We start from the raw sequence: 21,839 nt of genomic DNA, 5'->3' as shown, positions 1-21,839 counted from the left end.
GGTGAGAGGGCACGCGACCGGGTGGGACCGGGTGAAGCCGAGCGAGACCGGGCGAGACGGGGCTGGGCGCGCCGTCGCGGCGGCGCCACCGTGATCACCGCGTCCCTAGACTTCCCGCACATGTCGCTCTGGCTGCTCAACTACTTCAGCACCTTCACCCTGGCCCTGATCACCGTCGGCGGTACGGTCGCCCTGGCCGCCGCCGGCAGCGTGCTGGCACGCCGCAAGTACCCGTCGCTGGCCGAGGGCGAGCACAACGACATGGTCGGGGTGACGCTGGGGATGTTCGGCGCCATCTACGGGATCATCCTCGCCTTCGTCATCGTCACCCTCTGGACCCAACTGGACAGCACCCAGACCATCGTGGCCACCGAAGCCACCGACATCGCTCTCATCGCACGCGACGCCGGCGCCTTCCCGGCCCCGGTCCGCGCCGACCTGGACGCGGCCCTCAGCAGCTACGTCCACGCGGTCGTCGAGGACCAGTGGCCCCGCATGCGCGCCGGGCAGCCCACCTACGGCGCCACGGAACGGCACCTCCAGACCGCCTTCGGCGTCCTCCAGGCGTACGAGCCGAGGACGGTCCGCGAGGAGGTCTTCTACGAGGAGGCCGTCGCCCGCCTCAACGACGTCGCCGGCCAGCGCCGCTCCCGCCTGACCATGGCCGAGCAGGAACTCCCGCCGCTGCTCCAGGTCCTGGCCTTCGGCGGCGCGCTCGTCCTCATCCCGCTCACCTTCCTGTACGGCATGCGCAGACTGCGGATCCAGCTCCTCTTCGTCGCCTCGGTCGCCGCCCTCATCGGCTTCAGCCTGCTCCTCGTCCTCGTCCTCGACCGTCCCTTCGCCGGCGAACTGAGCGTGAGCCCCGCCCCGTACCAGGAGGGCGCGCTCGCCCGGTACTGGGAGCCGGTGAGCCGCTGACAGGCACAGCGACAGCCGTGACAGCGGTCAGGTGACCGGCTCCGGAGCGGGCGCGGGACCGGGCAGAGGCCCCGGACGGGGGCCCGGTTCCGGGGAAGGTCCCCCGGGCTGAGGATCCGGCTCGGGCTGCGGCGGCGCCGGCGGCACCGGATCAGGCCCGCCGGGCCCGGGCACCGGACCGGGAACGGGCCCGGGCTGCGGGCCGGGCCCGGGACCCGGCGCCGGGGTGGGACTCGGCGGAACCGGATCGCTGGGCGGATGTCCCATCACCCCTCCAGCCGCCCGGGGCCCAAGGCCGGGCTTCGGCCCCGGCCCCGGACCCGGCCCTGGCTTCGGCCCGGGCGTCGGCTTCGGGGACCGCGGGTCGACCGGGAACGGGTGGGTCGGGGGCGCGGGGGGCGGTTCCGCGGGGTCGTGGGGGAGTGGACGGGTGGGTGGCCCGCTCTTCGTGCTCATCATGGTGATCGGCCTCCTTCGACCTTGCCACCCACCGGCTACCCGCGAGCGTCCGCGTCACGCGTGGGGTCCTGACGACGGCCCGCGCCCCCTCCCGCGCGGGGCGGGAGGGGACGCGGGCGGGGCACCACGATGACCTCGTGTCACGGGGCGTGACGACGCAGTGACCCAGTGCGTCCGGTTCAGCGACGGATGCCCGCGTACGCCGACGGGGAGACGCCACCCTCCGCGCCCGCCGTGCCGCCCACGGTCCATATCCGGCCCGCCGCGTCGGCGGCGGCCCCGTACAGGTAGCCGGCGCCGGCCGGATCCTCGGTACGGGTGAGGAAGCCCTGGGGGCCGGGGGTCAGGACGTAATTCCCGGCCGGGTTGACGGCGGGGTCCATGGTCTCGCCCACCGCCACCGGGCGGCCCGAGCCGTCGAAGGCGATGTCGAAGAGCTGGCCCGTCTCGGCGGGGGTACGGACCGTGCGCCACGCGCGACCGTCGTAGCGCACGATCACGGGACGCCGCCACAGCCTGTCGTCCCTGATGTGGCCGACGGCCCAGATGTCGTTGGCCGCCCGCTCCTCGATCCCGTCGAAGATCGCCCCGTCGAGCGCGGGCGGCAGACTCTGCTTGGTCCACGACGTGCCGTCGAAGCGGGAGACGCCGTCGCCGACGGCGAGGACGACGCCGCCGGGTCGCGCCTCCAGCTGCGAGACCCAGTTGAGCCCCGTGTTCGCGGGCAGCCGGGTCCAGCCGCCGCCCCCGTCCGCGTCCCCGTGGAACAGGACCGGCACGTACTCCCCGGCCGTGTCGGCGTAGCCGCCGTACACCCAGACCGAGCCGCCCGCGTCCACGTCGACGGCCGACAGCGACGTCACGTCGGCGGCCTCGGGGAACGGCAGGGCGACCTCGCTCCACGCGGTGCCGTTCCAGTGCTGGAGCAGTGCGCGCCCCCGGTCCCAGTCCGACTCGCCCACGAGTTCGTTGCGCGAGCCGACGGCCCAGACCTGGTCGGGCGCTCCGACGGCGAGCTCCTCCAGGCGGCCGTGGTCGGCGGGCTGTGGGGGCGCCTGCCAGCCCGTACCGGTCCAGCGCAACGCCACCGGCGCGAAGGGACGGGTGGTCGCGTCGCTGCGCGAGCCGACCGCCCAGGTGGCACCTCCCGCGGTCTCGATGTCGAACAGGACGCTGCCGTTGCTGTCGGGCGGGCTGACGTCCCGCCAGGTCCGGGTGTCCGCGGCGGCGGGTGAGACGGCGGTGGCGACGACCGCCGTCAGTCCGACGGCAAGGGCGGTCGCCGCCCGGGGCAGGGAAAGAAGCATGAAGGGGCATCCTCGGATCGGAGTGATCGACGTGACGTGCTTGCTCTCGATACGTTCGATGCGCCGGGCCCCCGGAAATGTTTCACCCTCCCTGCCTCCCTACCCGATCGGCTCGTTTCAACGGCCGGGCGAGGAGAGACGCTTCGCGAGAGCCTCAGGCCCCGTGCGGGAAGGGACGCCCGACATGGGAGACGACCACCGGGCGAGAGGCCTGCTCAAGGACCCCGACCTGACATCCGACCGAGCGGATCGCCCTGCAGGCCCCTCCGGTGGAGAACGGAGAGGGCCGCGCCCGCGTATCCGGCCCAATGACGGAGACGTGCCGGTGCCTCAACAGGCCGGGCTCGTCGGGCAGTTCCTTGATCCCGAGGACGTGACTCTCCGCGGGGCAGAGGCTCGGCCAGCTGCCCTGCGGCGCGATCTCGCAGCCGGCGGCGGCGTACTCGTGGACCGGAAAGACGTGCTGTGTGGACTCCTCGACGGTCAGCCGAACCCGGTGCTCGATTCAATCTGCGGGCATCCGCCGGGGTGAGGGCCGCACGCTGCTCGCTCCGCCGGATCCAGTGTCGCATCCACAGCCACAGGGTGGCGGGCACCGGGCGAGTGTCCGACGCCCCCGCCCATCTGAACGCCACGCCTCACCGTCGGCCCCACACGCGGCCCGTTCGCGTGGCAGCCGTTCGGCCCGGCACACGCCTGCACACACAACAAGACCCCGCGTTCAGCGTTTCCGCTGATCACGGGGTCTGTGTGGCACTTCCTGCGAAGTGCCCCCGGCAGGATTCGAACCTGCGCACACGGCTCCGGAGGCCGTTGCTCTATCCCCTGAGCTACGGGGGCGTTGCCGCGTTCAGCGGCGACGGGTAGAACCCTACCAGCTCTCCGGGAGTGGCTGTGAACAGGTATTTCCGGGGCGTCACCAGGGGGTCGGTCCCCCGCGCGGGTCAGAAGTGGGTAAAACCCGGACGCGGCCGTCGGGGGCGCCCTACTCTCGTTCGTGTGTCAGGCGTGTCCGGTCGGGTGCTCGTTGTCGATGACAACAAGGTGATCCGGCAGTTGATCAGGGTCAATCTCGAACTCGAGGGGTTCGAGGTCGTGACCGCGGCCGATGGTGCCGAGTGTCTGGATGTCGTGCATCGGGTTCGTCCTGATGTCGTCACCCTGGACGTCGTCATGCCCCGACTCGACGGGATCAAGACGGCCGAGCGGCTGCGGGCCGATCCCCGCACCAGTCATCTGCCGGTCGCGATCATCAGTGCCTGTGGTGAGCACGAGGTGGCCGGCGTCGCCGGTTCCGGTGCCGACGCCTTCCTCGCCAAGCCCTTCGAGCCCGCCGAGCTCGTCCGCGTCGTGCACCAGCTCATGCAGCGGGAGCCCCGTGAGCGGCGCGAGCGGCCGGAGTCGGGCGGGCCCGACGGGGGCGACGAACCTGCCGCAGCGGAGGGACGGCAGGACGAGCCGGGGACCCGACGCGCCGGCAGCACGCCCGGGACGCACTGAGCACGGTTCCGGATTCACGTTCCGCCCGTTCCGCATTCACGGTTTCCGAATCACGGTTCCGGATCCGCGTTCCCGGCGTCCCCGCGCCCCCGCCCGCCCCCCAGGTGCCCGCATGGCGAAACCCGTTCGCGTTTCGACCCCCCTCCTCCCCTAGGCTTGACCCGTGACCCCCGCGGACCTCTCCCTCACCGTGCTGCACGCCGTGCGCCGTGCGGTCGACGACGGTGCGCTGAGGGTCGACGTGCCCCCGCGGGTGAAGGTCGAGCGGGCCCGGCCCGGTGGCACCGGGGAGTACGCCAGCAACATCGCGCTCACCCTCGCCCGGCCCGCCGGGCGCAGCGCCCTCGACGTCGCCGGAATCCTGGAGGAGCGGCTCCGTGACGCGCCCGGGCTGCGGGGCGTCGAGATCACCGGGCCCGGGTTCCTGAACTTCACCCTCCGGCGGGACGCCGGTGGCGAGCTGGTGCGCGAGATCCTCGCCGCCGGGACCGGGCAGGGTTCCGCGTACGGGAGTGGCAGCGCCCTCGCGGGGACCACCGTCCGTTTCGCCAGCCCCGCCGAACCGCGGGCCGTCCTCGTCACCGAGACCGTCGTCCGGCTCCTGCGGGCGCACGGGGCCGACGCCGGCTTCGGCGGTGCCGAGCGGATCCACGTACGGCCCGGGGCCTACGAGCCCGACGCCCTCGGCGTCGACGCCGCCCGCTGGGCCCTGCTCCGTTCCGCTCCGCAGGACCGCCCGCTCGACGGGCCGCCCCTCCTCGTCCAGCACGAGCGAAACTCCCTCTTCCGCGTCCGGTACGCGTACTCCCGGGTGCGTCGGCTGCTCGTCAACGGCGCGCAGCTCGGCATCACCCCCTTCTACGAGGACGAGACGCCCGTCGACGCGCCCGCACTCCTCGGTCTCCTCGGCGACCATCCCGCCGTCCTCCTCGCCGCCGCCCGCCACCGCGCCCCCGACCGGGTCGCACGGCACGTGGAAGCGACCGCCGACGCGCTGCTCGCGTTCCAGCACACCGTTCTGCCGCTCGGCGACGAGAAACCCTCGGCCGCCCACCGTTCCCGGCTCGCGCTCGCCGAAGCCGCCGGGACGGTGCTCGCCGGTGGCCTCTCCGTGCTCGGCATCAGCGCACCCGATCGGATCTGAGAGAGCAGAAGAACAGACATGAGCCGTTCCGCCCACCCCGCAGGGCCCCGCCACGCCGACGTCCTCCCCGAGGGGCACTACACCGCACCCGCGGCCGACCTCAACGTCCTCGACCCGAAGGTCTGGTCCCGGACCGTCGACCGGGACGAGCGGGGGGTCGTCACCGTCGGCGGCATCGGCGTCGACGCGCTCGCCGAGGAGTTCGGCACGCCCGCCTACTTCCTCGACGAGACCGACTTCCGCGCCCGCTGCCGCGCCTGGGCCGAGGCCTTCGGCAAGGACGCGGACGTCTTCTACGCCGGGAAGGCGTTCCTCTCGCGGGCCGTCGTGCGGTGGCTCAAGGAGGAGGGGCTGAACCTCGACGTGTGCTCCGGCGGCGAGCTCGCCACCGCCCTGTCCGCCGGGATGCCCGCCGAGCGGATCGCCTTCCACGGCAACAACAAGAGCGAGGAGGAGATCCGTACCGCCGTCGAGGTCGGCGTCGGACGGATCGTTCTCGACTCCTTCCAGGAGATCGTGCGCGTCGCCCACATCGCGCAGTCCCTCGGCAAGCGGCAGCGCGTACAGATCCGGGTGACGGTCGGCGTCGAGGCCCACACCCACGAGTTCATCGCCACCGCGCACGAGGACCAGAAGTTCGGCATCGCGCTCGCCGGCGGGCAGGCCGCGGAGGCCGTACGGCGTGCGCTGAAGCTCGACGGACTGGAGCTCATCGGCATCCACTCGCACATCGGGTCCCAGATCTTCGACATGGCCGGCTTCGAGGTCTCCGCCCGCCGCGTCGTGCAGCTGCTCGCCGAGGTCCGCGACGAGCACGGCGTCGAGCTGCCCGAGATCGACCTCGGCGGCGGCCTCGGCATCGCGTACACCTCCGAGGACGACCCGCGCGAGCCGCACGAGATCGCCAAGGCGCTCGGCGAGATCGTGACGCGCGAGTGCGAGGCGGCCGGGCTCACCACCCCGCGCATCTCCGTCGAGCCGGGCCGCGCGATCGTCGGCCCGACGGCCTTCACGCTCTACCGGGTCGGCACGGTCAAGCCGCTCGAAGGGCTGCGTACGTACGTGAGCGTCGACGGCGGCATGTCGGACAACATCCGTACGGCCCTGTACGACGCCGAGTACAGCGTCAGCCTGGTCTCGCGGACCAGCGACGCCGCGCCGATGCTCTCCCGGGTCGTCGGCAAGCACTGCGAGAGCGGTGACATCGTCGTACGGGACGCCTTCCTGCCCGCCGACGTGGCGCCCGGCGACCTCATCGCCGTGCCGGCCACCGGCGCGTACTGCCGGTCCATGGCCAGCAACTACAACCACGCGCTCCGGCCGCCCGTCGTCGCCGTCCAGGAGGGCGAGGCGCGGGTGATCGTCCGGCGCGAGACGGAGGAAGATCTCCTGCGTCTCGACGTCGGATGATGAAATAGTCGAGCGATGGTCGAGTGATGAAATAGATGTCTCAGGATCCGGACAGGGGGCGGAAACCCCCGTCCGGTGAGTGAGACTGGTTCCACCGCGGACCGCGGAGACACGAACCGCAGAGACACGAAACGTAGAGATACGAAGCAGGACGGGAAAGAGGTCGGATGATGCGTACGCGTCCGCTGAAGGTGGCGCTGCTGGGCTGTGGAGTGGTCGGCTCAGAGGTGGCGCGCATCATGACGACGCACGCCGACGACCTCGCCGCGCGCATCGGCGCCCCGGTCGAGCTCGCCGGCGTGGCCGTCCGCCGCCCGGACAAGGTCCGCGAGGGCATTGCCGCGGAGCTGATCACCACCGACGCCACGGCCCTGGTCGAACGGGACGACATCGACGTCGTCGTCGAGGTCATCGGCGGGGTCGAGCCGGCCCGCACCCTCATTACCACCGCCTTCGAGCACGGCGCCTCCGTCGTCTCGGCGAACAAGGCCCTGCTCGCCCAGGACGGCGCGAGCCTCTACGCCGCCGCCGAGAAGCACGGCCAGGACCTCTACTACGAGGCCGCCGTCGCCGGCGCCATCCCGCTGGTCCGGCCGCTGCGCGAGTCCCTCGCCGGCGACAAGATCAACCGGGTCATGGGCATCGTCAACGGCACCACGAACTTCATCCTCGACAAGATGGACACGTCCGGCGCCGGCTACTCCGAGGCGCTCGACGAGGCCACCGCCCTCGGGTACGCCGAGGCCGACCCGACCGCCGACGTCGAGGGCTTCGACGCCGCCGCCAAGGCCGCCATCCTCGCCGGGATCGCCTTCCACACGCGCGTGCGCCTCGACGACGTGTACCGCGAGGGCATGACCGAGGTCACCGCCGCCGACTTCGCCTCCGCCCGGCAGATGGGCTGCACCATCAAGCTGCTCGCCATCTGCGAGCGGGCCGCCGACGGCGGCTCCGTCACCGCGCGCGTGCACCCCGCGATGATCCCGCTCAGCCACCCGCTCGCCTCCGTCCGTGAGGCGTACAACGCGGTGTTCGTCGAGGCGGACGCGGCCGGGCAGCTCATGTTCTACGGCCCCGGCGCCGGCGGCTCTCCGACCGCCTCGGCCGTCCTCGGCGACCTCGTCGCCGTGTGCCGCAACAAGCTCAACGAGGCCACCGGCCCCGGCGAGTCCGCGTACACCCAGCTGCCCGTGAGCTCCATGGGCGAGGTCGTCACGCGCTACCACATCAGCCTCGACGTGGCCGACAAGCCGGGCGTCCTCGCCCAGGTCGCGACGGTCTTCGCCGAGCACGGTGTATCCATCGACACCGTCCGCCAGCACGGCCGACAGGACGGAGACGGCGAGGCCTCCCTCGTCGTCGTCACCCACCGCGCGCCCGACGCCGCCCTCTCCGGGACCGTCGAGGCACTGCGCAAGCTCGACACCGTGCGCGGTGTCGCCAGCATCATGCGTGTTGAAGGGGAGTAAGGACCCATGACCAGCAAGGGCACCCACCAGTGGCGCGGCATCATCGAGGAGTACCGGGACCGCCTTCCGGTCACGGACACGACGCCGGTCGTCACGCTCCGTGAGGGCGGTACGCCGCTCGTTCCCGCTCAGGTCCTCTCCGAGCGCACGGGCTGCGAGGTGCACCTCAAGGTCGAGGGCGCCAACCCCACCGGCTCCTTCAAGGACCGGGGCATGACCATGGCCATCTCGAAGGCCAAGGAGGAGGGGGCCAAGGCCGTCATCTGCGCCTCCACCGGCAACACCTCCGCCTCCGCCGCGGCCTACGCGGTGCGCGCCGGCATGGTGTCGGCCGTCCTCGTGCCGCAGGGCAAGATCGCGCTCGGCAAGATGGGCCAGGCCCTCGTGCACGGCGCGAAGATCCTCCAGGTCGACGGCAACTTCGACGACTGCCTGACGCTGGCCCGCGCGCTCTCCGAGAACTACCCGGTGGCGCTGGTCAATTCGGTCAACCCGGTCCGCATCGAGGGCCAGAAGACCGCCGCGTTCGAGATCGTGGACATGCTCGGCGACGCTCCCGACATCCACGTGCTGCCCGTCGGCAACGCCGGCAACATCACGGCGTACTGGAAGGGGTACCGCGAGTACGCCACCGACGGTCTCGCGACGCACCGGCCGCGCATGTGGGGCTTCCAGGCCTCCGGTTCCGCCCCGCTGGTGCGCGGCGAGGTCGTCAAGGACCCGTCGACGATCGCCACCGCGATCCGCATCGGTAACCCGGCCTCGTGGGACTACGCGATCGCCGCGCGCGACGAGTCGGGCGGCTTCATCGACGAGGTGACGGACCGTGAGATCCTGCGCGCCTACCGTCTGTTGGCCGCGCAGGAGGGCGTCTTCGTCGAGCCCGCGTCGGCCGCGTCCGTCGCCGGTCTGCTGAAGGCCGCCGAGCAGGGCAAGGTCGACCCCGGTCAGCGGATCGTCTGCACGGTCACCGGCAACGGCCTCAAGGACCCCGACTGGGCCGTCGCCGGCGCGCCGCAGCCGGTCACCGTCCCGGTCGACGCGGCCACCGCCGCCGAGCGCCTCGGTCTGGCCTGATCCCGATCCCCCGAGTGGGGCAGCGGCACTGATCGAAACCCGATCAGGAACGTACATAGGCGCACAGGTTGGCTCGCGACACGCATCGTGCGCCTCCTGTGCGCCCTATGTCGCGGCAGAACCTTCCTTCGATAGGCTGTACCGAACCCGCCCCGACGCATATGCGCGGTGTCGTTGCCGTTGTCGCCTTCGTGGCCGAAACGGCCCCCGGGTTCTCGTGTACTTCCCCTGAAACACCCGCTGTTCTGAGTACCCGCTGTTCTGAAACACCGTTGTCGCAATCAAGGAGAGTCATCGAGCGATGGCCGGTCCAGCGTTCCGCGCCGCCGCCGTACGGGTGCGCGTCCCCGCCACCAGCGCCAATCTCGGTCCGGGCTTCGACGCCTTCGGCCTGTCGCTGGGCCTCTACGACGACGTCGTCGTCCGTGTCGCCGACTCCGGGCTGCACGTCGACATCGCCGGCGAGGGTGCCGAGACGCTCCCGCGCGACGAGAGCCACCTGCTCGTACGCTCCCTGCGCACGGCCTTCGACCTGCTCGGCGGGCAGCCGCGAGGCCTCGAGGTCGTCTGCGCCAACCGCATCCCGCACGGCCGCGGCCTCGGCTCCTCCTCCGCCGCCATCTGCGCCGGCATCGTCGCCGCCCGCGCCGTGACCATAGGCGGGGACGCCCGGCTCGACGAGGCCGCCCTCCTGGAGCTGGCCACCGAGATCGAGGGTCACCCCGACAACGTCGCCGCCTGTCTGCTCGGCGGATTCACGCTCGCCTGGACCGAGTCCGGTGCCGCGCGGGCGATCAGGATGGATCCCTCGGATTCCATCGTTCCGGTGGTTTTCGTCCCCGGGAAGCCGGTGCTGACCGAGACCGCCCGCGGTCTCCTCCCGCGCACCGTCCCGCACGTGGACGCCGCCGCCAACGCGGGACGCGCCGCCCTCCTCGTCGAGGCCCTGACCCGCCGCCCCGAGCTGCTGCTCGCGGCCACCGAGGACAGGCTGCACCAGGAGTACCGGGCTCCCGCGATGCCGGAGAGCCTCGCCCTGGTGAACCGGCTGCGGGCGGACGGCGTCCCCGCGGTCATCTCCGGCGCGGGCCCCACGGTGCTCGCGCTGGCCGAACACGGTACGGCCGACAAGGTCGCCCGACTGGCGGGCGAGGGCTGGGCCGCCAACCGGCTCGACCTCGACGCGCACGGAGCGAGCGTCCTGCCGCTGGCGCCCTAGGGGCGCCGCGGCACGGACGCCGGGCAGCGTCCGTGCCAGGAGATTGCCGGTGAGGGAGAGGGGGAATGTTTGTTGGAGCCGGTAGTGTTAACCTCAAGTCAGCACCCGGCGCCTTTGTGGCGCGGTGCTGAGTGTCCCCATCAGGGACCACCGATTCTTCCGGGAGCCTCCCCAACTGCCTGAGCAGCCTGCCTGAGCAGTTTCGAGCACGCTCCGGAACCGGCACGACACCCCTCGCTCTTCTGCAGTGAGGGCCGAGCAGGGGGCGCTCGGGCCGGACCCACAGCACGTTCTCTTCTCCGCCGCACCCGGCGGGACCACCGCCCCGGACACGGTCCACCCACACGGGACCGCTGCCGGACAGCACAACCGGTCGCCGAGCCAGATGGCCGACGTCCGCTCCAGGGAAGGACCCTTCGTGAGCGACACCACCGATCTGATGGGCGTGACTGCCGACAGCAGTGTCGACGCCGCGCCCGCCGCAGGTGCTGCCACCGGCGGCACCGCCCGGCGCCGCCGCTCCGGCACCGGCCTCGACGGCATGGTCCTGGCCGAGCTGCAGCAGGTCGCGTCCGGCCTCGGTATCAGGGGCACCGCGCGGATGCGCAAGAGCCAGCTGATCGAGGTCATCAAGGAGGCCCAGGCCGGTGGAGGCTCCGCCGCCCCCGCCAAGGCCGCCGACGCCACCGAGACCAAGCCGAAGCGCCGCGCCACCGCCAAGACCCGTACGGGCGAGACCGCCACCGAGGCCCCCGCGCCCAAGGCGGAGAAGGCCGAGAAGGCCGTCGCCCAGCAGCAGATCGACATCCCGGGTCAGCCGGCGTCGGACGACCAGCCGGCCGGTGAGCGCCGTCGTCGCCGCGCCACCGCCCCCGCCGGTTCGCCGGAGGGCGAGGTCAAGGCCGAGGCACCGCAGGTCGTCAAGACCGAGGCCCGCGCCGAGACCCGTACCGAGGTCAAGGCCGACACGCAGACCGACACCAAGGCCGACGCCGCCGTCGACGGCGCCGAGGGCCGTGGCCGCCGTGACCGCGGCGAGCGGGGCGAGCGCGGGGAGCGCGGGGAGCGCGGCGAGCGCCGTGACCGCCGTGACCGTCAGCGCGACCGCGGCAAGGGCGACGAGCAGCAGGGCGGTGGCCAGGGCGGCCAGCGTCAGCGCCAGGGCGGCCAGGGCCAGGGTCAGGGCCAGCAGGTCCAGAGCCAGGGTCAGCAGGGCGGCCCGCAGGCCGGTCCGCAGGACGACTACGACGACGAGGCCGGCGGCCGCCGCGGGCGCCGCGGCCGTTACCGCGACCGTCGTGGGCGTCGTGGGCGTGACGACTTCCAGGCCGGCGAGCCGCAGGTCGCGGACGACGACGTCCTGATCCCCGTCGCGGGCATCCTCGACATCCTCGACAACTACGCGTTCATCCGGACCTCCGGCTACCTGCCCGGTCCGAACGACGTGTACGTCTCCCTCGCCCAGGTCCGCAAGAACGGCCTGCGCAAGGGTGACCACGTCACCGGCGCCGTTCGGCAGCCGAAGGACGGCGAGCGCCGCGAGAAGTTCAACGCGCTGGTCCGCCTCGACTCGGCGAACGGCATGGCCGCCGACTCCGGCCGCGGCCGCCCCGAGTTCAACAAGCTGACCCCGCTGTACCCGCAGGACCGGCTCCGTCTGGAGACCGACCCGGGCGTGCTGACCACCCGGATCATCGACCTCGTGTCGCCGATCGGCAAGGGCCAGCGCGGTCTGATCGTGGCCCCGCCGAAGACCGGCAAGACCATGATCATGCAGGCGATCGCCAACGCGATCACCACGAACAACCCCGAGTGCCACCTGATGGTCGTCCTGGTCGACGAGCGTCCGGAAGAGGTCACCGACATGCAGCGGTCGGTCAAGGGCGAGGTCATCTCCTCGACCTTCGACCGTCCGGCCGAGGACCACACCACCGTCGCCGAGCTGGCCATCGAGCGCGCCAAGCGTCTCGTGGAGCTGGGTCACGACGTGGTCGTCCTGCTCGACTCGATCACCCGCCTGGGCCGCGCGTACAACCTCGCGGCGCCGGCCTCCGGCCGCATCCTGTCCGGTGGTGTCGACTCGACCGCGCTCTACCCGCCGAAGCGCTTCTTCGGTGCCGCGCGCAACATCGAGGACGGCGGCTCGCTGACCATCCTCGCGACCGCGCTGGTCGACACCGGTTCGCGCATGGACGAGGTGATCTTCGAGGAGTTCAAGGGCACCGGCAACATGGAGCTCAAGCTCGACCGGAAGCTCGCCGACAAGCGCATCTTCCCGGCGGTGGACGTCGACGCGTCCGGTACCCGCAAGGAAGAGATCCTGCTCGGCGCCGACGAGCTCGCCGTCACCTGGAAGCTGCGTCGCGTGCTGCACGCGCTCGACCAGCAGCAGGCGATCGAGCTGCTGCTCGACAAGATGAAGCAGACGAAGTCGAACGGCGAGTTCCTGCTCCAGATCCAGAAGACGACGCCTGGCGGCAAGAACGACGACTGACGCGAGACCCGCGTCACACGACGAGAACCGGGCCCGGTGCCCGTAACCCCGCCGTGACCTGCGTGAACACTGCGCCCACCGTGCCCCGCACGGTGGGCGCAGCGCTGTCTCCGACGTCGCTCACCGAAACCTCACAGGTCCGTATGCAACCCTTTCGGGTGCTTCGCCGTCACATATGGTGAACCCAGGGCCCGAGGGATGACGATGACCGAGCAGAGCAAGAGCGCCCGAACAGGCGGCGCGGGAAGCGGCCGCCGCCGCAAGCCGCGCGCCCCGCGCAGCCGCAGAACGGCGGTCCTCGTCTCCGGGGCCGTCGCGGTCCTCGTCCTCGGCGGCGCCGGACTCGGATACGTGTACGTCAAGCTCGACGGCAACATCAAGGGCGTCGACATCAACGCCCAGCTGGGCGACGACCGCCCCGACGACGTCGACGACGGCTCCATGGACATCCTCGTCCTCGGCTCCGACTCGCGCGCCGGCGACAACGGCGCCTACGGCAAGGACGAGGGCGGCGCCCGCTCCGACACCGCGATGGTCGTCCACGTCTACGAGGGCCACAAGAAGGCGAGCGTCGTCTCCATACCCCGCGACACCCTCGTCGACCGGCCCTCCTGCACCGACGGCCGCGGCGGCGCCGTCGGCGGCGAGCAGCGGGCCATGTTCAACACCGCGTACGAGGCCGGCGGCCCCGCCTGCGCCGTCAAGACGGTCGAGTCGATGTCGGGCATCCGCATGGACCACTACATCGAGGTCGACTTCACCGGCTTCAAGAAGCTCATCGACGAACTCGGCGGGGTGGAGATCACCACCACCACGGCCATCAAGGACGACAAGAGCCACCTCGACCTCCGGCCGGGCACCCACACCCTCGACGGCGAGCAGTCCCTCGGCCTCGTCCGCACCCGCAAGAGCGTCGGCGACGGCAGCGACCTCGGCCGCATCCAGCTCCAGCAGGCCTTCATGAAGGCCTTCATCGACCAGGTCAAGGACGTCGGCGTCCTCGGCGACCCGACGAAGCTCCTCGGCCTCGCCGACGCCGCCACCAAGGCCATCACACCCGACTCCGAACTCGACTCGGTCAAGGAACTCATGGGCTTCGCGAAGGGCCTCTCCGGCATCGGCGCCCAGAACGTCCACATGGTCACCCTGCCCGTCGAGTACGACCCCCGGGACCCCAACCGCGTCATCCCCCTCGAAGCCCAGTCGCGGCAGGTCTGGACCGCCCTGAAGAACGACCGGCCGATCCCCGCGTCGGCGACCCGGGACGCGGCCACGGGCAAGGCCGACGGCGTCGTGAGGTAGCCGGGGAATACTTCCGCCCGGACCCCGGTTTGGGCAGATGCGGCCAGTCCTGGCAGACTGGTACGTCGGCCCCGGTTCACGCTCGTCGCAACCCGCGGAAGCGACCCGGAGCCCTCCCGAAACTAGGAGACACCTTGAAGCGCGAGATTCACCCCGAGTACGTCGAGACCCAGGTCAGCTGCACCTGTGGCGCGTCGTTCACCACCCGTAGCACCCTCACCGAAGGCACCATCCGTGCCGAGGTCTGCTCCGAGTGCCACCCGTTCTACACGGGCAAGCAGAAGATCCTCGACACCGGCGGCCGCGTGGCCCGCTTCGAGGCCCGCTTCGGCAAGGCCGGCTCCGCCGCGAAGTAGCGAGCCCCTGCGCCGGTCCACGGTCGCCCCGCGCGGGTGGCCGGGACCGGCGCTTTGCCGTCCCCGTAGCAACTGACGAAAAGACCAGGAGCCCCCCGATGTTCGAGGCGGTCGAGGAACTGGTCGGCGAGCACGCCGACCTGGAGACGAAGCTCGCGGACCCCTCGGTCCACGCCGACCAGGCGAACGCGCGCAAGCTCAACAAGCGCTACGCCGAGCTGACCCCGATCGTCGCCACCTACCGGGCCTGGAAGCGGACCGGTGACGACATCGAGACCGCCCGCGAGTTCGCGCACGACGACCCCGACTTCGCCGCCGAGGTCAAGCAGCTGGAGAAGGACCGGGAGGAGCTCACCGAGAAGCTCCGCCTGCTCCTCGTCCCGCGCGACCCGAGCGACGACAAGGACGTCATCCTGGAGATCAAGGCGGGCGCGGGCGGCGACGAGTCCGCACTCTTCGCCGGCGACCTGCTCCGCATGTACCTCCGGTACGCCGAGCGCGTCGGCTGGAAGACCGAGATCATCGACGCCACCGAGTCCGAGCTGGGCGGCTACAAGGACGTCCAGGTCGCCGTGAAGACCAAGGGCGGCAACGGCGCCACCGAGCCCGGCCAGGGCGTCTGGGCCCGCCTCAAGTACGAGGGCGGGGTGCACCGCGTCCAGCGCGTCCCCGCGACCGAGTCCGCCGGCCGCATCCACACCTCCGCCGCCGGCGTGCTCGTCACGCCCGAGGCCGAGGAGGTCGAGGTCGAGGTCCACGCCAACGACCTGCGCATCGACGTCTACCGCTCGTCGGGCCCCGGCGGCCAGTCGGTCAACACCACCGACTCCGCCGTCCGCATCACGCACCTGCCGACCGGCATCGTCGCCTCCTGCCAGAACGAGAAGAGCCAGCTCCAGAACAAGGAGCAGGCCATGCGCATCCTGCGCTCCCGGCTGCTCGCCGCCGCGCAGGAGGAGGCCGAGTCCAAGGCCGCCGACGCCCGCCGCAGCCAGGTCCGCACCGTCGACCGGTCCGAGAAGATCCGTACGTACAACTTCCCGGAGAACCGGATCTCGGACCACCGGGTCGGCTTCAAGGCGTACAACCTCGACCAGGTGCTCGACGGCGAGCTCGACCCGATGATCCAGGCATGCGTCGACGCCGACTCGGCCGCCAAGCTCGCAGCGGCGTAAGCAGCGGCGTAAGTTCCGTAAGTCCCACCCCGCACCACGGAGGACCAGCGTGCAGTCACTTTCTGGGGGGCGACCCCCAGGCCCCCGAAGTCTGCTGCTCGCCGAGGTGGCCCAGGCCACCCAGCGGCTGGCCGACGCCGGCGTCCCCTCCCCGCGTTTCGACGCGGAGGAGCTCGCCGCGTTCGTCCACGGCGTCAAGCGGGGGGAGCTGCACAACGTCAAGGACGTCGACTTCGACGCCCGCTACTGGGAGACCGTCGCCCGCCGCGAGGCCCGCGAGCCGCTCCAGCACATCACCGGGCGCGCTTTCTTCCGCTACCTGGAGCTCCAGGTGGGACCCGGGGTCTTCGTGCCCCGCCCTGAGACCGAGTCGGTCGTCGGCTGGGCCATAGACGCCGTACGCGCCATGGACGTCGTCGAACCCCTCATCGTCGACCTCTGCACCGGCTCGGGCGCCATCGCGCTCGCCATGGCCCAGGAGGTGCCGCGCTCGCGCGTGCACGCCGTCGAGCTCTCCGACGACGCCCTCGTCTGGACCCGCAAGAACGCCGAGGGCTCCCGCGTCAGCGTCCACCAGGGCGACGCGCTCAGCGCCCTCCCGGAGCTGGACGGCCAGGTCGACCTGGTCATCTCCAACCCGCCTTACATCCCCCTCACCGAGTGGGAGTACGTGGCGCCCGAGGCCCGCGACCACGACCCGGAGATGGCCCTCTTCTCCGGCGAGGACGGCCTCGACACCATCCGTGGCATCGAGCGCACCGCCCACCGGCTGCTCCGCCCCGGCGGCCTCGTCGTCATCGAGCACGCGGACACCCAGGGCGGGCAGGTGCCGTGGATCTTCAACGAAGAGGCCGGCTGGGCCGACGCCGCCGACCACCCGGACCTGAACAACCGGCCGCGCTTCGCGACCGCCCGCAAGGCCATGCCATGACCGGCATGACGGCGACGACTGGCATGACTGCGACGACTGCGATGACGAACCACGCGTACGAGGAGGCCGGGAACTGATGGCACGGCGATACGACTGCAACGAGGCGACCGACCGCGTGACCGGTCTGCGCGAGGCCGCGTCCGCCGTCCGCCGGGGCGAGCTGGTCGTGCTGCCCACCGACACCGTGTACGGGATCGGGGCGGACGCCTTCAGCAGCGAGGCCGTGGCGGACCTGCTGGCCGCCAAGGGCCGTGGCCGCAACATGCCCACGCCCGTGCTCATCGGCTCCCCGAACACCCTCCACGGCCTGGTCACGGACTTCTCCGAGCAGGCCTGGGAGCTCGTCGACGCCTTCTGGCCCGGCGCGCTCACCCTCGTCGCCCGGCACCAGCCGTCCCTCCAGTGGGACCTCGGCGACACCCGCGGCACCGTCGCCATCCGCATGCCCCTGCACCCGGTCGCCATCGAGCTGCTCACCGAGGTCGGTCCGATGGCCGTGTCCTCGGCCAACCTGACGGGCCACCCGTCCCCCGAGGACTGCGACGCGGCCCAGCAGATGCTGGGGGACTCCGTCTCCGTCTACCTCGACGGCGGACCCACGCCCGGCATCGTCCCCTCGTCCATCGTCGACGTCACGGGCAAGGTCCCGGTGCTGCTGCGTCAGGGCGCGCTGTCCCCGGAGGAGCTCCGGAAGGTCGTACCCGACCTCGAGGTGGCGAATTGACCGCCCCTGAGGGGCGTGGCATAGCGGGGTTCGACGACAGCAACACCTTCCGCATCCTCCACGTCAGCACCGGCAACGTCTGCCGCTCGCCCATCACCGAGCGGCTGACCCGCCATGCCCTGTGCGACCGCCTCGGCGACCCTCTCGGGGGCGGCCTGATCGTGGAGAGCGCGGGCACCTGGGGCCACGAGGGCGCCCCGATGGAAGCCAACGCCGAACTGGTCCTCGCCGACTTCGGCGCGGACTACAGCGGCTTCGTGGGGCGCGAGCTCCTCGACGAGCACGTCATCCGCGCCGACCTGGTCCTGACCGCGACCCGCGACCACCGGGCCCAGGTCATCTCGATGGGCCATTCGGCGGGCCTGCGCACCTTCACCCTGAAGGAGTTCACCCGCCTGGTCCGCGCGATCGACCCCGCCACGCTCCCGGACGCCCACGACGAGGGCATGGTGGAACGCGCGCGTGCCCTGGTCCGCGCGGCAGCGGCTCTACGCGGGTGGCTCCTGGCCCCGTCGGTCGACGCGGACGAGGTCAACGACCCGTACGGGGCGCCCATCACCTTCTTCCGCTCGATCGGCGACGAGATCAACCAGGCGCTGGAGCCGGTGGTGACGGCGCTGACGGGTGTGTCGGCGCGGGATTGACTGCGCGGCCACGTCCGGCGGTCGGAGGCCGTCGCGGCGGTCCGACGCCCGGGAGGCCCCTGGGGCCGAGTGGTGCGAGGGGCGCGTTTGGTGGGGGCTCGACCAGGCGCTGGAGCCGGTGGTGACGGCGCTGACGGGTGTGTCGGCGCGGGATTGACTGCGCGGCCACGTCCGGCGGTCGGAGGCCGCCGCGGCGGCCCGAGGCCCGGGAGGCCCCTGGGGCCGAGTGGTGCGAGGGGCGCGTCGGGAGGAGTCGACGGGCGGGCTGGGGGGCCGGTGCCTACATTGGTGACATGTCGGTCACCGTGCCCCTCCATGAGGACCTCGACGTCCTGCGCCGTCAGGACCCCGAGATCGCCGACGTGCTGCTCGGCGAGGTGCGCCGGCAGACCGACAGCCTGCAGTTGATCGCGGCCGAGAACTTCACCTCGGCCGCCGTCCTCGCGGCTCTCGGCTCCCCGCTCGCCAACAAGTACGCCGAGGGCTACCCCGGCGCCCGTCACCACGGCGGCTGCGAGTACGCCGACGCCGCCGAGCGGATCGCCGTGGAACGGGCCACCGCGCTCTTCGGAGCCGACCACGCGAACGTCCAGGCGCACTCGGGCTCCTCGGCCGTCCTGGCGGCGTACGCGGCCCTTCTGAGGCCTGGTGACACGGTCCTGGCCATGGGCCTGAACCACGGCGGGCACCTCACCCACGGTTCACCGGCCAACTTCTCCGGGCGCTGGTTCGACTTCGTCCCGTACGGCGTGGACGCCGAGACCGGGCTCGTCGACTACGAACAGGTCGCCGCGCTCGCCCGCCATCACCGCCCCAAGGCGATCGTGTGCGGCTCCATCTCGTACCCCCGCCACCTCGACCACGCGATCTTCCGTGAGATCGCCGACGAGGTCGGCGCCTACCTCATCGCCGACGCGGCCCACCCCATCGGCCTGGTCGCCGGGGGAGCGGCCCCCAACCCGGTGCCGTACGCCGACGTGGTCTGCGCGACCACCCACAAGGTGCTGCGGGGCCCGCGCGGCGGCATGATCCTCTGCGGTGACGACCTCGCGGGGCGGATCGACCGGGCGGTGTTCCCGTTCACGCAGGGCGGCGCCCAGATGCACACCATCGCGGCCAAGGCGGTGGCCTTCGGAGAGGCGTCCACCGCGGCGTTCACCGGGTACGCCCATCAGGTGGTCGAGAACGCCCGGGTGCTGGCCGCCGCGCTCGCCGACGAGGGCTTCGCCCTGACCACCGGCGGCACCGACACCCATCTCATCACCGCCGACCCGGCGCCCCTCGGCGTCGACGGCCGCACGGCCCGCGCCCGGCTGGCCGCCGCCGGCATGGTGCTCGACACCTGCGCCCTGCCCCACGGGGAGGCGCGCGGCATCCGGCTCGGCACCGCGGCCGTCACCACGCAGGGGATGGGCGCGGTCGAGATGGCCCGGATCGCCACCCTGTTCACCGCGGCGCTGCGCGACGACGCCGGCGAGACCGCGCGGGTGCGGGCGGAGGTACGGGCACTGACGGGGCGTTTTCCCCCGTATGGACGCTGAGGAAAGGCCGGGGAAAGACCGAGCGCAACCGTTCGGGTGCCCCCGGTGTCTCAAACCACATGGACGGCACGGCTAGGGTGTGGGGCTGAGATGGCCAGCGATTCCTGTGGGGCAGCCCGTGCGTGATTACCTGCTGACGCTCTGTGTCACGGCCGCGGTGACCTATCTGCTCACCGGTCCGGTGCGGAAGTTCGCCATCGCGACCGGGGCGATGCCGGAGATCCGTGCCCGCGACGTACACCGAGAACCGACACCGAGGCTCGGTGGCATCGCCATGTTCTTCGGGCTGTGCGCGGGACTCCTCGTCGCCGACCACCTGCAGAACCTGAACAGCGTCTTCGAGCTGTCCAACGAACCGCGCGCGCTGCTCTCCGGTGCCGCCCTGATCTGGCTGATCGGTGTCCTCGACGACAAGTTCGAGCTGGACGCGCTGATCAAGCTGGGCGCGCAGATGATCTCGGCGGGCGTGATGGTCGTCCAGGGTCTGACGATCCTGTGGCTGCCGATCCCGGGCGTCGGCGTGGTCCTCCTGACCCCGGCGCAGGGCACGCTCCTGACCGTCGCCCTGGTCGTCCTCACCATCAACGCCGTCAACTTCGTGGACGGTCTCGACGGCCTCGCGGCCGGCATGGTCTGCATCGCCGCCGCCGCCTTCTTCCTGTACGCGTACCGCCTCTGGTACGGCTACACGATCGAGGCCGCCGCCCCCGCGACGCTGTTCACGGTCATCCTCATGGGCATGTGCCTGGGCTTCCTGCCCCACAACATGCACCCGGCGCGGATCTTCATGGGCGACTCCGGCTCGATGCTGATCGGGCTGATCCTGGCGGCCTCCGCCATCTCGATCACCGGCCAGGTCGACCCGGACGCGCTGAAGATCTTCGAGGGATCGACCCGTGAGGCCACGCACGCCGCCCTGCCGGTCTTCATCCCGCTGCTGCTGCCGCTGACGATCATCGCGATCCCGATGGCGGACCTGGTCCTGGCGATCGTGCGCCGTACCTGGAAGGGCCAGTCGCCGTTCGCGGCCGACCGCGGGCACCTGCACCACCGTCTCCTGGAGATCGGCCACTCGCACAGCCGCGCGGTGCTGATCATGTACTTCTGGTCGGCGCTGATCGCCTTCGGGACGCTGGCGTACTCGGTGCACTCGGCCTCGATGTGGATCGTCCTCTGCGTCGTCGCGCTGAGCGCGATCGGCCTGGTGCTGCTCCTGCTGCCGCGCTTCACCCCGCGCGCGCCCCGCTGGGCCGAGTCGGTCGTACCGCCCCGCTACCGCCGGCGCAAGAGGGTTGTCGCCGCGGAGGCCGTTCCCGAGCCCGCCGTGGACGAGGAGGAGCGCGTTCCGGTGCCCGCGGGCCTCCACGGCTCCACGGCCATCGGCAACCGCGCGCGCTTCACCGACCGGCGGAAGGCCGGAACGCCAAGTTGACGAAAGCCGCATCCGCGGCCATTACCAGACAGGACGCCCTCCTGTCGCGCACACACGCGCGGAGTAACTCTCATGTGTGACAGTTGGCACACCTTCTGGGTAAAGACCTATTCAAATAGTTTGTGATACCGTTCACGAGACCCGGCGACAGAGCCGAAAGACCGTAGTGCGACGGTCCGTTGGCCCCGAGACCCACCTCGGACCGGGCTTACGCTCGTCCATGACGACACCATCGCCCCCTCCATCAAGCGGAGACACCGCCATGCCGTCCAACGACGCACGCCTTCTTCTGCACATCGCCGTACCCACCGCAGCTGTCGGCGCCGTCGCCGCAGTCATCAGCGGGGTGGTCGCCGGTGGCAAGGGCGCGATCGGCGCCGTCGTCGGCACCCTGGTGGTGATTCTCTTCATGGGGATCGGGCAGGTGGTTCTCCAGCGGACGGCGAAGTCTCTCCCGCACCTCTTCCAGGCCATGGGGCTGATGCTCTACACGGCCCAGCTGCTGGTGCTCTTCATCTTCCTGGCCTTGCTCAAGAAGACCACGCTGTTCGACTTCAAGGCCTTCGCCTTCACGTTGCTCGCGACGACCGTGGTGTGGGTCGCCGCACAGGCTCGGGCCTACATGAAGGCCAAGATCGCGTACATCGACCCCGGAAATACGGGGTCCAAGTCGTGAAGGGTAGGGCCGGGATAAAGCCGCGTTCGGCTTCCTGCTATCGTCCGGTGCCAACTGC

Annotated in this window: 18 protein-coding genes and 1 tRNA gene; 17 read left to right on the top strand and 2 right to left on the bottom strand. The window is 71.4% G+C overall.

Features of this window, described 5'->3' with window-relative positions:
• Nucleotides 1-120: 120 nt before the first annotated feature.
• The gene (locus tag IO20_RS0122685; protein WP_030553504.1) at nt 121-921 is read left to right on the top strand and encodes a bestrophin-like domain; all 801 of its coding nucleotides are present in this window, start codon (nt 121-123) and stop codon (nt 919-921) included.
• Nucleotides 922-1,559: 638 nt separating this feature from the next.
• Here the strand turns inward: IO20_RS0122685 and IO20_RS0122680 are convergent.
• Nucleotides 1,560-2,687 carry a beta propeller repeat protein gene (locus tag IO20_RS0122680; RefSeq protein WP_030553505.1) on the bottom strand — a complete coding sequence of 376 codons (1,128 nt, stop codon included), beginning with the start codon at nt 2,685-2,687 and terminating at the stop codon, nt 1,560-1,562.
• A 768-nt stretch (nt 2,688-3,455) separates the two neighbouring features.
• Nucleotides 3,456-3,527 (bottom strand) — tRNA-Arg (locus tag IO20_RS0122675).
• A 159-nt stretch (nt 3,528-3,686) separates the two neighbouring features.
• Between IO20_RS0122675 and IO20_RS0122670 the strand changes: the two genes are divergently transcribed.
• From IO20_RS0122670 to IO20_RS0122595, 16 genes are all read left to right on the top strand, one after another.
• Nucleotides 3,687-4,187, top strand: coding sequence for a response regulator (locus IO20_RS0122670; protein WP_030553507.1), 501 nt, complete (start codon nt 3,687-3,689; stop codon nt 4,185-4,187).
• Nucleotides 4,188-4,350: 163 nt separating this feature from the next.
• A complete protein-coding gene (gene nrtL, locus IO20_RS0122665; RefSeq protein ID WP_030553509.1) occupies nt 4,351-5,331 on the top strand; it encodes an ArgS-related anticodon-binding protein NrtL in 981 nt (326 codons plus the stop codon).
• An 18-nt stretch (nt 5,332-5,349) separates the two neighbouring features.
• The gene (gene lysA / locus IO20_RS0122660) at nt 5,350-6,741 is read left to right on the top strand and encodes a diaminopimelate decarboxylase (protein ID WP_030553511.1); all 1,392 of its coding nucleotides are present in this window, start codon (nt 5,350-5,352) and stop codon (nt 6,739-6,741) included.
• Nucleotides 6,742-6,911: 170 nt separating this feature from the next.
• Entirely contained in the window at nt 6,912-8,210 is a 1,299-nt protein-coding gene (locus IO20_RS0122655; RefSeq protein ID WP_030553513.1) for a homoserine dehydrogenase, read from the top strand.
• A 6-nt stretch (nt 8,211-8,216) separates the two neighbouring features.
• On the top strand, nt 8,217-9,287 hold the full coding sequence (gene thrC / locus IO20_RS0122650) for a threonine synthase (protein WP_030210655.1): 1,071 nt from the start codon (nt 8,217-8,219) through the stop codon (nt 9,285-9,287).
• A gap of 301 nt (nt 9,288-9,588) precedes the next feature.
• Nucleotides 9,589-10,506 (top strand): homoserine kinase, encoded by a 918-nt coding sequence (gene thrB, locus IO20_RS0122645; RefSeq protein WP_030210653.1) that lies wholly within the window; start codon nt 9,589-9,591, stop codon nt 10,504-10,506.
• Nucleotides 10,507-10,924: 418 nt separating this feature from the next.
• Entirely contained in the window at nt 10,925-13,000 is a 2,076-nt protein-coding gene (gene rho, locus IO20_RS0122640) for a transcription termination factor Rho (RefSeq protein WP_030553515.1), read from the top strand.
• Between the two features lie 204 nt (nt 13,001-13,204).
• Nucleotides 13,205-14,302, top strand: coding sequence for an LCP family glycopolymer transferase (locus IO20_RS0122635; protein WP_030553517.1), 1,098 nt, complete (start codon nt 13,205-13,207; stop codon nt 14,300-14,302).
• Between the two features lie 134 nt (nt 14,303-14,436).
• Entirely contained in the window at nt 14,437-14,658 is a 222-nt protein-coding gene (gene rpmE, locus IO20_RS0122630; protein ID WP_030210647.1) for a 50S ribosomal protein L31, read from the top strand.
• A gap of 98 nt (nt 14,659-14,756) precedes the next feature.
• A complete protein-coding gene (gene prfA / locus IO20_RS0122625; protein WP_030553519.1) occupies nt 14,757-15,833 on the top strand; it encodes a peptide chain release factor 1 in 1,077 nt (358 codons plus the stop codon).
• A 49-nt stretch (nt 15,834-15,882) separates the two neighbouring features.
• On the top strand, nt 15,883-16,764 hold the full coding sequence (gene prmC, locus IO20_RS0122620; RefSeq protein ID WP_211270406.1) for a peptide chain release factor N(5)-glutamine methyltransferase: 882 nt from the start codon (nt 15,883-15,885) through the stop codon (nt 16,762-16,764).
• 76 nt (nt 16,765-16,840) lie between these two features.
• Complete coding sequence (locus IO20_RS0122615) at nt 16,841-17,488, top strand: L-threonylcarbamoyladenylate synthase (RefSeq protein WP_030553520.1); 648 nt, start codon at nt 16,841-16,843, stop codon at nt 17,486-17,488.
• Entirely contained in the window at nt 17,485-18,132 is a 648-nt protein-coding gene (locus IO20_RS0122610; RefSeq protein WP_030553522.1) for an arsenate reductase/protein-tyrosine-phosphatase family protein, read from the top strand. The genes IO20_RS0122615 and IO20_RS0122610 overlap by 4 nt, the downstream gene beginning before the upstream one ends.
• A gap of 293 nt (nt 18,133-18,425) precedes the next feature.
• Nucleotides 18,426-19,673 (top strand): serine hydroxymethyltransferase, encoded by a 1,248-nt coding sequence (locus tag IO20_RS0122605; RefSeq protein ID WP_030553524.1) that lies wholly within the window; start codon nt 18,426-18,428, stop codon nt 19,671-19,673.
• Nucleotides 19,674-19,791: 118 nt separating this feature from the next.
• Nucleotides 19,792-21,105: an MraY family glycosyltransferase gene (locus tag IO20_RS0122600; protein WP_030553526.1), complete on the top strand. Its 1,314-nt coding sequence runs from the start codon at nt 19,792-19,794 to the stop codon at nt 21,103-21,105.
• 262 nt (nt 21,106-21,367) lie between these two features.
• Entirely contained in the window at nt 21,368-21,781 is a 414-nt protein-coding gene (locus IO20_RS0122595) for a Cg1360 family ATP-synthase-associated protein (RefSeq protein WP_030553528.1), read from the top strand.
• The last annotated feature ends 58 nt before the right edge of the window (nt 21,782-21,839 follow it).

This window comes from Streptomyces exfoliatus (assembly GCF_000725545.1).
Classification (GTDB): domain Bacteria; phylum Actinomycetota; class Actinomycetes; order Streptomycetales; family Streptomycetaceae; genus Streptomyces; species Streptomyces exfoliatus.
The sequence above is the reverse complement of the archived record's forward strand: the minus strand, read 5'-3'. Positions and strand labels throughout refer to the sequence as shown.

What these genes read in the sequence shown, in the direction of transcription:
- IO20_RS0122685 (WP_030553504.1), top strand. Translation starts at nt 121, where the DNA reads ATGTCGCTCTGGCTGCTCAACTACTTCAGCACCTTCACCCTGGCCCTG.
- IO20_RS0122680 (WP_030553505.1), bottom strand. Translation starts at nt 2,687, where the DNA reads ATGCTTCTTTCCCTGCCCCGGGCGGCGACCGCCCTTGCCGTCGGACTG.
- lysA (WP_030553511.1), top strand. Translation starts at nt 5,350, where the DNA reads ATGAGCCGTTCCGCCCACCCCGCAGGGCCCCGCCACGCCGACGTCCTC.
- IO20_RS0122655 (WP_030553513.1), top strand. Translation starts at nt 6,912, where the DNA reads ATGCGTACGCGTCCGCTGAAGGTGGCGCTGCTGGGCTGTGGAGTGGTC.
- thrC (WP_030210655.1), top strand. Translation starts at nt 8,217, where the DNA reads ATGACCAGCAAGGGCACCCACCAGTGGCGCGGCATCATCGAGGAGTAC.
- thrB (WP_030210653.1), top strand. Translation starts at nt 9,589, where the DNA reads ATGGCCGGTCCAGCGTTCCGCGCCGCCGCCGTACGGGTGCGCGTCCCC.
- IO20_RS0122635 (WP_030553517.1), top strand. Translation starts at nt 13,205, where the DNA reads ATGACCGAGCAGAGCAAGAGCGCCCGAACAGGCGGCGCGGGAAGCGGC.
- prfA (WP_030553519.1), top strand. Translation starts at nt 14,757, where the DNA reads ATGTTCGAGGCGGTCGAGGAACTGGTCGGCGAGCACGCCGACCTGGAG.
- IO20_RS0122615 (WP_030553520.1), top strand. Translation starts at nt 16,841, where the DNA reads ATGGCACGGCGATACGACTGCAACGAGGCGACCGACCGCGTGACCGGT.
- IO20_RS0122605 (WP_030553524.1), top strand. Translation starts at nt 18,426, where the DNA reads ATGTCGGTCACCGTGCCCCTCCATGAGGACCTCGACGTCCTGCGCCGT.
- IO20_RS0122595 (WP_030553528.1), top strand. Translation starts at nt 21,368, where the DNA reads ATGCCGTCCAACGACGCACGCCTTCTTCTGCACATCGCCGTACCCACC.